Annotated in this window: 10 protein-coding genes and 1 riboswitch; of the genes, 1 reads left to right on the plus strand and 9 read right to left on the minus strand. The window is 31.4% G+C overall.

Going from position 1 to position 14,181, the window contains the following annotated elements; translation table 11 throughout:
- Positions 1–103 precede the first annotated feature (103 nt).
- Together OXH55_RS01855 and OXH55_RS01860 are read right to left on the minus strand one after the other, a co-directional pair.
- The gene (locus tag OXH55_RS01855; protein WP_268047725.1) at positions 104–1,117 is read right to left on the minus strand and encodes a sensor histidine kinase; all 1,014 of its coding nucleotides are present in this window, start codon (positions 1,115–1,117) and stop codon (positions 104–106) included.
- Positions 1,114–1,779 carry a response regulator transcription factor gene (locus tag OXH55_RS01860; protein ID WP_268047727.1) on the minus strand — a complete coding sequence of 222 codons (666 nt, stop codon included), beginning with the start codon at positions 1,777–1,779 and terminating at the stop codon, positions 1,114–1,116. The genes OXH55_RS01855 and OXH55_RS01860 overlap by 4 nt, the downstream gene beginning before the upstream one ends.
- A gap of 375 nt (positions 1,780–2,154) precedes the next feature.
- Here OXH55_RS01860 and OXH55_RS01865 point away from each other — a divergent pair, with 375 nt between their 5' ends.
- Positions 2,155–2,967, plus strand: coding sequence for an alpha/beta fold hydrolase (locus OXH55_RS01865; protein WP_268047729.1), 813 nt, complete (start codon positions 2,155–2,157; stop codon positions 2,965–2,967).
- 139 nt (positions 2,968–3,106) lie between these two features.
- Here OXH55_RS01865 and ade read toward each other — a convergent pair whose 3' ends face one another.
- The 7 genes from ade to OXH55_RS01900 form a co-directional block, all read right to left on the minus strand.
- Positions 3,107–4,906: an adenine deaminase gene (ade, locus tag OXH55_RS01870; RefSeq protein WP_268047730.1), complete on the minus strand. Its 1,800-nt coding sequence runs from the start codon at positions 4,904–4,906 to the stop codon at positions 3,107–3,109.
- 92 nt (positions 4,907–4,998) lie between these two features.
- Positions 4,999–6,351, minus strand: a complete 1,353-nt coding sequence (locus OXH55_RS01875; protein ID WP_268047732.1) for an amidohydrolase — start codon at positions 6,349–6,351, stop codon at positions 4,999–5,001.
- A 48-nt stretch (positions 6,352–6,399) separates the two neighbouring features.
- Positions 6,400–7,743 (minus strand): nucleobase:cation symporter-2 family protein, encoded by a 1,344-nt coding sequence (locus OXH55_RS01880; RefSeq protein WP_268047734.1) that lies wholly within the window; start codon positions 7,741–7,743, stop codon positions 6,400–6,402.
- 124 nt (positions 7,744–7,867) lie between these two features.
- Positions 7,868–7,967, minus strand: a riboswitch (purine riboswitch).
- 241 nt (positions 7,968–8,208) lie between these two features.
- Positions 8,209–9,012 carry a nitroreductase family protein gene (locus OXH55_RS01885; RefSeq protein WP_268047736.1) on the minus strand — a complete coding sequence of 268 codons (804 nt, stop codon included), beginning with the start codon at positions 9,010–9,012 and terminating at the stop codon, positions 8,209–8,211.
- 258 nt (positions 9,013–9,270) lie between these two features.
- Positions 9,271–10,611, minus strand: coding sequence for an acetyl-CoA hydrolase/transferase C-terminal domain-containing protein (locus tag OXH55_RS01890; protein WP_268047738.1), 1,341 nt, complete (start codon positions 10,609–10,611; stop codon positions 9,271–9,273).
- Between the two features lie 50 nt (positions 10,612–10,661).
- Positions 10,662–11,447: an enoyl-CoA hydratase/isomerase family protein gene (locus OXH55_RS01895; protein WP_268047739.1), complete on the minus strand. Its 786-nt coding sequence runs from the start codon at positions 11,445–11,447 to the stop codon at positions 10,662–10,664.
- 494 nt (positions 11,448–11,941) lie between these two features.
- Positions 11,942–14,023, minus strand: a complete 2,082-nt coding sequence (locus tag OXH55_RS01900; protein ID WP_268047740.1) for a methyl-accepting chemotaxis protein — start codon at positions 14,021–14,023, stop codon at positions 11,942–11,944.
- Positions 14,024–14,181 lie beyond the last annotated feature (158 nt).

Below are 14,181 nucleotides of genomic sequence, written 5' to 3' on the forward strand. Positions count from 1 at the left end.
ATTTTATTATACAAACATTCTATCAGTCAAAAGCTTATATAAACATAGCTTTTATCTTACATTTAACTTACATCTTTGTAAGAAAACAAAATGAGCCGTATTTCTACGACTCAAAAAATATAGTTTTATCCTTTGGGAAAATAATATTCACTGTTGTACCTATTTCTTTTTCAGACTGAATTTCAATGCCTAAGTGCATTTTTTCGCACAGCTTTTTGCAAAGATATAGACCTATTCCTGTTGATTTCGCAAATTTACGTCCATTTTCTCCTGTAAAGCCTTTGTCAAATATTTTTGATATATCCTTTTCAGAAATACCAATTCCATTATCGGAAATAGCAAGAGTAATTTTATTTTCCTTTTCTTGTGCTGAAAAAGAAAGACATAAAGGATCTTTTTTATATTTGATACTATTTGAAACTATCTGACCGATAATAAAATCAAGCCATTTGGGGTCTGAAAACACTGTATAACATAGATTGTTAAGCTTTATCTCTATTTTATTTTCAATAAGCTGTTTAGAATGTTTTTTGATAACGGACTTCACAAAGCTTTCAAGATTAATCTCTCTAATAGAATAATCCTTTTCAACATTAGTACTTCTTGCATAATAAAGTGCCTGTTCCACAAAAGAATCTATCCTTTGTGTTTCATCTATTATACTCCTCGTTACTTCACTTTTATTGTTCTCACAAATAAGGTTTATGCAGGCAATAGGTATTTTTACCTCATGAATCCAAGTTTCTATATATTCTCTATATTCTTCCTGTAATATTTTATAACCCGCAATTTCATCATTCATTGATTTTGTTGTTTGCTGCAAAATATCTGTTAAAATTTTACCCTCTATGAAATCTGGTGATTGGATCATCTGGCTAATAAACTGCTTTTGCTCCATTGCATTTAATGTGAGATACAGATTATTATAAAAACTTCGCTTCTGCAAAAATTCTATTGTTAATGTAAACAAAGTTATTAAAACTATCGAAATAGCCATAAGTAATACTGCAAAACGCCCTATCTTCATTATAGACAACAAATTAGTCAAAAATATAATAATAATTCCCTGTGAAAATATAAATGGTATTTTTCCCTTCAAAAAACTGCTTAGTTTCATATCATATACCCTTGTCCTCGTTTGGTTTCAATGAACCCCTTAGCCCCAATATTTTCAAGTTTTTTACGAAGCCTGTTTACATTTACTGTTAAAGTATTGTCATCTATAAACTCATCTGATTGCCAAAGCTCATTCATAATATCATTACGATGCACGATACAGCCTTTATTTTTCATTAAAATAGTTAAAATCCCCAGTTCGTTTTTTGTAAGCTCCGTTTCTTTTTCTTCAAAGCTGACAAGGCTTTTTGAGATATTTAGCACAACATTATTACACTCAATTATTTGATTATCTATATTGGGTTCTGCTCGCTTTAATACAGCACTAATATGTGCAAGTAATATCTGTGTATTGTAAGGCTTTGTGATAAAATCATCTGCCCCTAAATTCATACTCATCAACTCATCCATATCGCTATTTCTGCTTGTTACAACAATAATAGGAACAGCTGATCGTTTTCTAATTTCTCTGCATACATGGTAACCATCATAATATGGCAGATTTATATCCAAAAGAATTAAGTTTGGATTTGTTTTTAGTGTTTCCTCAACAATATTTTCAAAATCATCGCTATAACTGCACTTATAGCCGTAATTATTTAGAAGCTTTGATATTTCTCCTCTTAGTGTAACATCATCTTCTATAATAAATATTTTTGGCATTTTATCCCTCTCCTTGTACTTACTTCTTTAAGCTATATCGGAGTAACCATTTTTATCTTAAGTTTTTTCCAAATGATTAAACTCTATTCCTTTTAAAGATAAAAAAATTCATATCTATACCATCAATCTAGCAGTACAAAATACTCTAACTAGTATAACATCAATATTTCATTTAATGAAGTTATCTTTTTCAAAGCTTTCCAAGGCTCTTTCTTTAATTCATATTCTCCTACATTCTTTAACTATAGAACTACCCCTGAACCCTTAAATATTTTGTAAATATATACATAAAAAGGATTTTAAAATTCAATGTAGAAATAGTAGAAATATATAGCGTTTAATGATATTTATTAAAATTAACAGGGGGTATTTTTTATGTCATATTTTTTAACTAGTGATAATGTCAAGCTCTATTATGAAACATGTGGTGAAGGAAAACCTATAGTACTCATTCACGGTTGGTCATGCAGTCATCTACACTTTAGAGATCAAATTAAAGAACTTTCAAAGAAATACCAAGTTGCAGCAATAGATTTAAGAGGACACGGTCTTTCTGAAATACCTAATTATGGACTTACTATTTCACGTTTTGCTAAAGATGTAAAAGAATTTATTGAATATTTGAAATTAGATAAACCTAGTTTGGTAGGTTGGTCTATGGGAACTACAATAATTTTTGATTTTGTAAGACAGTTTGGATGCCATAATATTAATAAACTATGTCTTATTGATATGACACCTAAAATCATAACTGATGGTGAATGGAACTTAGGTCTTTACGGTAAATTCTCTCACAAAGACAATCTGGACACAATGGTTGGTATAAATGCTGATTGGAATGAATTTTCAAAAGTATTCATCCCTGCTATCTTTGCTAAAACAGGCTGCAAAGACAAAGAGTTGCAAGACTGGGCATTCAATGAAGCCTTCAAAAATTCTCCTCATGTTATGTCTCGTATGTGGATAGATATGTCTGCTCAAGACCATAGGAATATGCTTAGCTCAATTACAGTTCCAACACTCATTACACATGGAGGGGAAAGTGCTCTTTACTTAAAAGAAAACAGTGAATATTTAAATAAAAATATCCCTAACAGCAAACTTGTTACTTTCGACGGTTGCGGACATGGACTTCAACTTGAAGATCCAGAAAAGTTTAATAAGGAGCTCATGAACTTTATTGGATAAATATTTTTTAATAATGCAAAGTGAAACTTAATTCAGATGGAATTTTTACTCCATCTGAATTTTACCCAAAAGACTTAAAGCCCTCACAATGTGAGAGCTTAGCTTTGTAAATTATAAGAATCTTTATTAATTTCTATAATTATTCTTCCACAAACAATGATACAAATTCAAACTTATTACAATCCACTAATCCCCTATTGGTTAATCTTAGCTCTGGTAAGCAAGCAAGTGGAATAAGTGCCATTGTCATAAATGGTGAAACTATATCACATCCGATTTGTTTCCATGCACTATCTAAATTTTCTACCATTTCAGCCATTTCTTCTAAAGGCTTATTACTCATAAGACCTGCTATTGGCAATGGAACTAAACCTAATACTTTGCCATCTTGTACCGCTACCATTCCTCCACCACATTCTATTAATGTATTAGCAGCTAATGACATATCCTCATCATTTGTTCCTATAACTAGTAAGTTGTGAGCATCATGAGCAACTGTTGCGGCCATAGCCCCTCTTTTAATGCCAAATCCTTTAACAAATCCATATCCTGCTGTTCCCGTTTCATGGTGTCTTTCAAAAACAACTGCTTTTAAAACATCTTTACTTGGATCACATTGAACTTTATCATCTTTAACCTTAAGCTGAATATGTCTCTCATATGTACCAACTCTTTCAGGTATGATTTCAATAACCCTTGCAGTTACCTCTTCTTTATTCTCAGCCATAATATTAAAGGAAGCTGGTGTTATTTTATCTTTAATATGCATGGAATGCATAGCATCTTCAGGATAATCATATTTAGCTATTGTTGTAGTTAACACTCCATCCTTTGCAACTAAATTTCCATCTATAATAACTTTTGTTATTTTTATATTTTTTAAATCTTCTATAAATACAATATCTGCACATTTTCCTGGAGTTATAGAACCTAATTCATGATCCATTTGGAAACATTGTGCACAGTTTATTGTTACCATTTGGATTGCAGTTAATGGTTCTATCCCTTCTTCTATAGCACGTTTTACAATATGATCTAAATGTCCATCTTTAAGCAATGTATGTGGATGAGTATCATCAGATATTAAAACAGCAAATCTACTATCTACTTTATTTTCTGTAATTGACTTACTTACTTCCTTTAAATCATGCCATGCAGAACCCTCTCTAAACATTGCATACATTCCAAGACGCATTTTAGCAAGGGCGTCTTCAGCTCTTGTAGATTCGTGACAACATCTTACACCTGATGCAATATATCCATTTAACCCTTTTCCCGTTTCAGGTAAAGAATAATGTCCCGTTACTGTCTTATTAGCTTTTAAAGTTTCTCCTACCACTCCATGAGCATGATCTGTAGAATAAAGTATACCTGGAAAATTCATCATTTCTCCTAGACCAACTACTTCATCCCACTTCATTGTTTCTGCAACATCTTCTGGTCCTACAGCTGCTCCTGTATCTTCAAAACCTGGAACTGCTGGTACACAGGATGGTGTGGTTACCATATTTTTAAGTGGAGTACCCTTGCCATCTTCAATCATATAGCGTACACCATTCAATCCAAGTACATTACAAATTTCATGTGGATCCATATATATTCCAACAGTACCATGCGGAACTACTGAACGAGCATATTCACTTACACTTAACATTGATGATTCAACATGAATATGACCATCTAAAAAACCTGGTGCAATATATTGACCTTTTGCATCAATTACTTCTGTATTTTCTCCTATACAATGTTTTGCATCACCTACTAATGCAATTCTCCCACAACTAATTGCTACATCTATATTTTCAATAACTTCTCTTGTACAAACATTTATAAGCTTTGAATTTGTAATTACCATATCAGCTGGTTCAAATCCCTGTGCTACACTTGATAAAGTTTTACTTACCGCCCAAAGAGGCTTTGTATTAAATTTATTAAACATATTTCTATCCCCTTTTATTTTTATATTTATTTTTATTTTATTAATTGCTAATTTATTCTAATGGTCTTCATAAAATCCACAGTAAATAAAAGCTAAAAACGTTTAGGTAAAACAATACCTGCTTTTTTAACTAATGCTGTTGCTTTTTCTTGTGCTTCTCTAATAATATCTTCCTCATTTATGGTTAATAATACTTTATTCTTCATTAACCACTTACCATTACACATAGAAGATTCTACATCACTAGAGTGCATTGAATATACTATATTTCCAATTGGGTCATGCATAGGAAAGCTGCCAATAGATTTAGGATTAATAATTATTAAATCTGCTTTTTTTCCTACCTCCAAAGAACCTATTTCATCTTCCCAAAGGGCACAACCTGCACCATTTATTGTAGCCATTTCTAACACCTGATCAGCAGGAACAACCGTTGGATTCAATCTTCTACCTTTATGTATTAATGAAGTTAAATGCATTTCATCAAACATATCCATTCTATTATTAGAAGGAGCACCGTCAGTTCCAATTGAAACATTGATTCCTTTTTCAAGCATTTCTGGAATACGTGCAAAGCCTAAAACAACTTTCATTGCAGCACCAGGATTATGGGATACTTTTACATTATGAAGCTTAAACAAATCAATTTCTTGTTCTGTAAGCCACACAGTGTGCACAGCTAAAAAGTTTTTATCTAATACCCCTAATTTAGCTAAATGCTCAACAGTAGTATAACCACGAGTTGCTTCTGCATATCTAACTTCCTCTTCTATTTCAGCAACATGCATATGAATACCTACTTCATATTTATCAGCTAGCTCTTTAGTTTTAGTTATCAACTTATCAGTAGTGTTAAAGATAGTTCTTAAGCCAAACCAATACTTAATACGTCCATCTGCTTTACCATTCCATTTTTCAACTAACTCTACTTGTTTCTCTAAAGCTTCCTCTGTAGTTTCTTGCCATTTTAATGGTAAACCATCACCGCAATCCATGGTAGAACGACAAAGAACACCTCTAAGTCCTGCTTCTGTTACTGCTTTTCCCATACCATCTACTTCTTGTCCTCCAGCTTCACAAAAGGTAGTAACACCTGAACGTATTAGTTCCGCACAACAAGCTAGTGAAGAAATATAAGAATCCTCTAAATCCATATTACTTTCATAAGGCCATATACGTTTTCGAAGCCAAGTTAAAAGATCCACATCATCAGCTAGTCCCCTAGCTAATTGTTGAGACAAATGCACATGGGTATTTACCAAACCAGGCATTATAATTTTTCCATTGGCATCTATAATTTCAGCATTAGGTTTAATTAATTCAGAGTTTACATTACCTAAAGCAATGATTTTAGAATTCTCAATTAAAATATCCCCCTGCTGAAATGTTTTTTTTGAACAATCCATTGTAATAATATAACCATTTCTTATTAAAATTTGGCTCATAATATGATCTCCTTTGTATATCTATCTATTTTTTTCCATATGTAAATCCTACGCCGCCTCTTTGTATTCTTGTGGTTTAGGTACTTTGGCAGCTGTTTTAGGTAAAAGTATATTTAATATTACTGCAGCTAGAGCCCCAACTGTAATTCCAGAAGAAAAAATGTAATTTGCAAGGCTTGGCAAACTATATAAGATATCTTTAGGTAAAACAGTAGTTCCAAGAGCTAAAAGTATAGGTATTCCGATTAACAGCATATTTCTTTCATCAAAAGTTTCATGCTGAATTGATTTAAAACCATTCATAGCAATAATTACACAAACTACTGCAAAAACTCCACTAACAACTGCACTAGGTATACAAGCAATTACATTCATTAATTTAGGTACCATACCAAGTGCAACTAATATAATTCCTCCAGCCATAATAGCCATTCTACTACCAACACCTGTTACTGCAATAATACCTGCATTTGTGGAGTAACCAGTCATTGGAGTACCACCAAACAATGCACCTACAAAACAACCAATCCCCTCACCGACAGCACCTCTATTTAAACCTTTATCAGTTAATTCACTTCCAGTAACAGCAGAAACTGCAAACCAAGTTCCTGAAGTTTCAACTAAAATAACTGCATAAATAAATAACATAGTTAAAATTGCTTTTAAATCAAATACTGGTTTTCCAAAAGGTAATAATTTAGGAAGTGAAAACCAATCTGCTTTTGCAACAGGTGTGAAATCTACTACACCTAATAATGAAGCTGCTATAGTACCACCAATTAATGCAATCATTACAGATGTAAGTTTAACAAATTTACCAAACTTATTTGCTTTACGTCCAATCATCATACAAATAACTAATAAGGATGATGAAATAAGAGCAAGTATGCAATTTATTTTAAAATTACCAGGTGCAGTAAAAATGTTAGTCATAGCAACTGGCATTAAAGATATACCTACTATGACAATAACAGTGCCTCCAACAATATGTGGAATAAATTTAGAAATTATTTTTGAAAGAAAACGTAATGGATAACCAAGTATTATTAAAAATAGGGAACCTGGGATTAAACTACCAATCATGGCTTGCAGCCCTAACTTGCTTCCGATAGCAGCTAAGGCACCTATAGGAATATAAGATGGTCCCTGCATAATAGGTAAGCGCATACATAATCCTGTTTGTATTAGTGTTGCAACTCCAGCGGCAATAAAACTCATTTGGATAAAATAAGCTGTATTTTGGGCATCGAGAGATAAAATACCTGCCAAAATTATAGGGACTATGTACAAATCCATAGCAAAAACGTGTTGTAAGCCTAGAAAAAAGGCATATCTTACACTGATTTTTTCATCAATTCCAACAATTAAATTAGTATCTTTAGTTTTTTTCATTATAAAAATCCTCCTAGTAAATTTCATGCTCATAATATAAAAAAAGACGATAAGGTATTCATACTATAAATGAAAACCTTATCGTCCATTATTTTAGATAATAAAAATAAATATTTAAAATAACCCTAAGTAGGATTCCACTCATAGTCAGACTATTTAAGGTTGTCTGGTAGAAACTTCCCTCCATATTAGGGAATTATATGAGCAAATTATTAAATTATGAATATATAAACAAGTCTTCAAACTCTTTAAATAAAATCAAATTAAGTAAAATAATAAACTATTTAAAAGAATTTGTAATCTGATATTATCAAAATTAACCTTTTAAGTCAATATTTTTACGAATATTAATATAAAAAAATATAAAATTACAGGTAACCGCCACGAAAGATTTTTGTGTAATGAATTAATATTTCCGCCATCAATATATAAATTCTTTAATTATTCATTTGAGGGTATTTCAATCTATTTCTCTATACTAGCTAAATACCTACATCCTCTTTTATCATAACCTTGCAGCTGCTTAAATTCTTTTTTACACTGAAAATTTTGCATAGCAATATCTAAATGACTTAATACTATTCCCATATCAATTCTATTTAAATTATCATATATTTTTTTACTTATAATATTAGTCCTTTTGATACAGTATATATGCACATAATTATTGTCAACTACAAACCTCCATGGCTGACTATTAGTTGCTGATGGTGCTATCCTAGCTGCTTCAAATATTGCTTTCCATCCTCTTTGTATTTTTCCTTCTACTAATTCATTCATATCTTTTCTTTTAAACTCACTTATGTTTTTTCTATACAACTTATCAGAATCCTCACAATAACCGAATGCTATTAAAAAAACTGGTTTATGATTTTCTTGAATTTTAATAATTTCATTTAGAACTTTTTTCTTAAAGGGTGTTCCTATCCAGCAAGTTCCTAAACCCATTTCTGTAAGATTTAATATTACTTTTTCAAAGATATATCCCAGATTTTCTAAATATCCTTCTTTTTCTTCAGAAGTTACAACTATATACTGAGGAGCTTTAATCTTACCATATTTGCCTATTATCCCCCCATACATCTTTTCAACCATATCTGTATCATCAACAATATAAGTTTTGAATTCTATGTTATCATAAATACCCTTAATGTTATCACATATAAATTGAACTTTTTCTATTATATCTTTTGAAATTTTATCATCTTTATATTTTCTTACTGATTTTCTCTTAAATATAGCTTCATATAATTTCAAATTATCATACATATGACTATTCCCCCTTATAATATATATCTATAAAAATATATTTAAATGTTTAGAATTAAATTCTGTCTTTATTTTTTAATTCCAAAGTTCTTAAGAAGTTTTTAATTAAGCAGCTTACTCTTTTCTTAGTGTATTCTTTATCTATAAATTTATCTAGCTTTAAATTCTTTTACATCTATAACCTGATCCCAATGTAATTCCCAAAATAAAACTAAAGCCATTCGGATGAATGACTTTAGTTTTTCAACTTAATTATTCTTATATTCTGTTGCTTTTTCTCCAAATTTTCATATTCTCAGCCTCTTTAATTAATTCATCACGGAAATCAGGATGGGCAATATTTATGAGGTTTTCAGCACGCTGCCAAGTATTTTGACCTTTCATCTTTGCTATACCATATTCTGTTACTATCATATCAGTAGCTGATCTTGGATCAGTAACTATTGCACCTGGAGTAAGTATAGGCTTAATCCTTGAATATGTCTTACCTTTAATGTTAATAGTTGAAGGCAAGCAAATAAAGCTCTGTCCACCCTTTGATTTATATGCCCCTTCTACAAAATCCAACTGTCCACCGGTACCACTTAAATGTTTAGTACCAATGCTCTCAGCGCAAACTTGCCCAAATAAATCCATTTCCACAGCAGCATTTATAGATATCATATCATCTATCTGCGCTATTACTTTTGGATCATTTGTATAATCTATAGGACAAGATGCAAGTCCAGGATTATCATCTATAAATTCATACATTTCTGCTGTTCCCATAGCAAAAGAATAAACTTGTTTGTATCTGTCAATTGTTTTACGTGATCCGTTTATTTTACCAGCTTTACTCATGTCTACATAAGCATCAGCATACATTTCGGTATGAACACCTAAATCTTTCAAATCAGATTGTGCCACCATCTTACCAACAGCATTAGGAACTCCTCCTATACCTAGTTGAATACAGTTTCCATCATACATACGACCTAAAATATACGAAGCAATCTTTTTATCAATTTCACTAGGCTCAACTGCAGGTAAAGTACACAATGGAACATTTTTACCTTCTATTATATAATCTACCTGTGAAATATGGACATTTTCCTGAAATCCGCCTAGACAACGAGGCAAGTTTTCATTAACTTCTAAAATAACAGTCTGAGCTGTTTCAATCATTGCACAACAGCTTACAGCACTAGCTCCAAAATTAAAATAACCATATTTATCCATAGGGGTAACCATTATTACAGCTATATTAGTAGGAATACAGTCCTTACGGGTCATCATAGGATTTTCATGAAGCTTCTGTGGACAATGATAAAGATTTTTACCAATATATTTTCTATCGTAACCAGCAGTGTGCCATGCACTCCATGCAAAATGTTCTCCGCTTGGGTCAGCTTCAGCAGTATAGTGGTAATAAGCACCTATATCACATCGTATCTTAACATCCCATAGTTCGTCTTTTCGTTTAGACAATGCTTCATCAAAATCATGAGAACTATTTATTGTAGCAGCATATTCTACCCAATCACCAGATTTAACCAATTTAGCAGCTTCCTCCACTGTAACAAGTTTACTTTTATATTCATCTTTAAATCTTTCATTCATATTCCCATCATACTCCTCTTTTTAATTAACTTTCATTAAATTTTATTTAGTTATCTACCAATATAATTAGGTTGTCTTTTTTCCAAGAAAGCTTTCAACCCTTCTTTAAAATCCTCAGTCTTACTACACTCTACCTGAGCTCTCACTTCTTCTTTTAAATAATCTTCAAAATCTGAAAATTGACTTTTATAAATTAATTGTTTCATGTTTTTATAAGAAACAGCAGGACCTTTTGCAATTTTTAATGCAAATTTATTTGTTTTCTCCTCGAATTCTTCATTATTGTACATCTCTGAAACTATCCCCAGCTCTAATGCTTTTTTTGCAGATATTTTTTTTCCTGTTAAAGCCAATTCACTAGCTTTTGCTGCTCCTACAGCTCTTGTTAATAGATAAACACCTCCACAGTCAGGGATAAGCCCAATCTTTACAAATGCTTGTAAAAACAAAGCATTTTCTGCTGCAATACAAAAGTCACATGCTATGGCAACATTAAATCCAGCTCCTGCCACTGGACCATGTACAGCTGCAATAACAGGCTTAGGGAGTTTTTTAATCTTCAATGCTACTTCTGCAGCCTTTTCAATCAATTCACCAAAGCCTTGTCCTTCCTCTATAGCTTTATACATTGCTGCAATATCACCACCACCGCTAAATCCTTTTCCTGCTCCATTTAACACTACTACCCTCACATTTGCATTTTTTTTACATTCATCTAATTCTTTGCTTAATTCTGATAACAAAGAATAATCCATTGCATTTAAGTTCTTCGGGCTATTAAGTGTAATCCTTGCAATACCATCATTATAACTACAAAGAATTTTTTTATAACTCACACTATCACTCCTTATATTTTTAAAGTCTTTTGATAAGACAAAGGTTGTTCAATCCACTTTTTTTCTTAGTCATCCCTTTTCTTTGAAACTCCTCTGTTTTCATTAAGAATACCAAAATACAATTTAACGAAGTGTTTTTTTACTAATTTTACATAATATTCAACGTTACATTATATGTAACTTTCTTGTTAATATGTTTATCCCATGACTAACAATTCTAATATTTTTTTAAACTGAAACTCAGCTTCATCTTTCAGCTGAGTACTCATAGAGTAAGTAGCATATCAAAATCATAGATTTGGTGTGACTCTCTTACAACATGCAAATTCAGCTGGAGTAAAAACTCCAGCTGAATTAAAGATGTACAATGCCCTCTTAGAAATTAAAAACCTTCTTAAGAACTTTAAATCTAAAATTCTTAAGAAGGTTTATTAATTTTCTTAGTGTTTTCTTTTTTCTAATTAATGCTCCAATACAAAATTTTGCTGTTAATTTTAAACTTTAAATACCCCTACTTGTTTTTGTAATTCTACTGCCATTTGAGATAAATTTTCAGATGCATTAGCAACTTCCTTCATTAAGGCAGTTTGTTCTTGTGAAATTGCTGCTACACTTTGAGTATTGTTTGATGCTTGGGTAGAAATTGTTGATATATTCTGTACAGCTTCCAGCATTGTATGTGTTCCAGCGCTTATTTCTTCCGTAACTGCTGATATATCTTGCATTCTTGAAGCCATATAATCTATATCCTGAAGAATTTCTCCAAAGGATTCCCCTGTCTCATTAACCATATTTATACCTTTTCTTACAGCCACAGTACCATTATCCATAGCTTTTACTGCGTTAACTATCTCATTTTGAATTTCACTAACCAATGCAGTAATATTTCCTGCCGCTACGGCTGATTGTTCTGCAAGTTTTCTAACTTCATCGGCTACCACAGCAAAACCTTTTCCCTGCTCTCCTGCTCTAGCTGCTTCAATAGCTGCATTAAGGGCTAATAAATTAGTTTGCTCTGATATTGTTGTAATTAAAGAAACTATATTACCTATTTCACTTGACTTATCTCCAAGTAATGAAACCACTTTTGATGAATCAGATACCTTTTCGCTAATGTTATTCATCTGCTCAACTGCAGAACTAACAACTTTATTTCCTTTTTCCGCTTTGTCAAAGGTTTTTAAGGATATATTAGTAATGTTCTGTACATTCTCAGAAATCTGTTCCATACCAGTAAATATTTCTTCTGCAGTTTTTGTTGTATCCACTGCTATAAGAACCTGCTTTTCACTACCTTCTGCTATTTCTTGAGTAGACTCTGCAACTTGATATGCTGATTGCTGTGTTTGTTCCGAGTTTGCAGTAAGTTCTTCAGATGTTGCTACAACTTGCTCTAAACTTTCACTTATAGTAATAATTAAATTTCTTAAATTATTAGACATTTTATTTAAATTATTAGACATTTTACCTAACTCATTGTTATTATCTATATTTATTTTTTGAGTTAAATCTCCCTCTGCTATTGCAAAGGAAAGGTCATTTACTTTTCTAATATTTCTAGCAATATATACTCCAAAGAAATTAACAGCTGCTATTACCAATAAACATGTAATTGCAATAACAATAGCAATAGTAATTAATAGTTTATTTATAGGAGCAAACAGTTCTTTTTCAGGTATAGATAATACTATTGTCCATCCTAACTCTGGTATTCTATTATAATACACAAAATTTTTGCCATCTTCTTCGAAAGATGATATTCCACTTTCATTCTGCATGATTTCTTGTCCTAATTTTGCCATACTCTCATTTTTATCTTCTGTTATTTTTACTTTCATTACTTCTTCTTCTGGTACCCCAGCTAAATAAGTTCCATCTTTACCTATCAATATTGCTGAGCCTGTTTCACCAACTTTAATATCTGCAATATTTTTTTGTATTGTTTTTAAATTCATATCTGCAGTAACTACACCTAAAAAGTTCTTATTTTTATCATAAAATGGTGTAGTAGCTGTAAGCATTGTAATTCCTGTAGTTTCATCATAATAAGGATTCTGCCAAACTACATTTTTATCAGTATTTTTACCTATTGTATACCACTCCTGTACAGGGTAATTGTATTCTTCTGTAGCATACTCTTCTGTAAAAACTAACTTATCTCCATCTTTATATACATAAGGACCAAAGAACTTTATGTCAGATCTATATTTGTTAGGTTCAAACCAAACCCCCACTCCCAAAGTATCCTCATTAGTAGGAAGTATTCTTTTCTGTGCATCTACAACAGTTTCTTTAGTAAGGACTTCTTTAAATCCTCCTATAGTTCTTCCTACTGTAACGGCTGTCTGAGAATGTTTTTGCATATCTCTATCAATTAAATTTATAGTTTCCTTTAACTGATGTTTCATTCTATTTTCTATTTCTACATTAATAATCTTTCTTGCCGTAAATTGTGCAAAAATCCCCATGAATATTAAAGCAAGCAAAACTATAGGTAATATAGAGAAAAATATTACTGTTTTAATGCTTTTATAATTACCTATTTTCAAAAATTTCTTTTTAATTAATGGCTGCATCTTTTTTCCTCCTATTGTTGTACTTTATTAACAGTATGACTTCACTAGGAACCCCCAGTGGAATAAATTCACTAAATTTCATATCTCTCTTATTTATCGTAATATCATCTATCTTCTTAATTTATTAATTAAGTTATTAAATTCAACATTATTTTACC

The organism is Clostridium ganghwense (genome assembly GCF_026735165.1).
GTDB lineage: Bacteria > Bacillota > Clostridia > Clostridiales > Clostridiaceae > Clostridium_H > Clostridium_H ganghwense.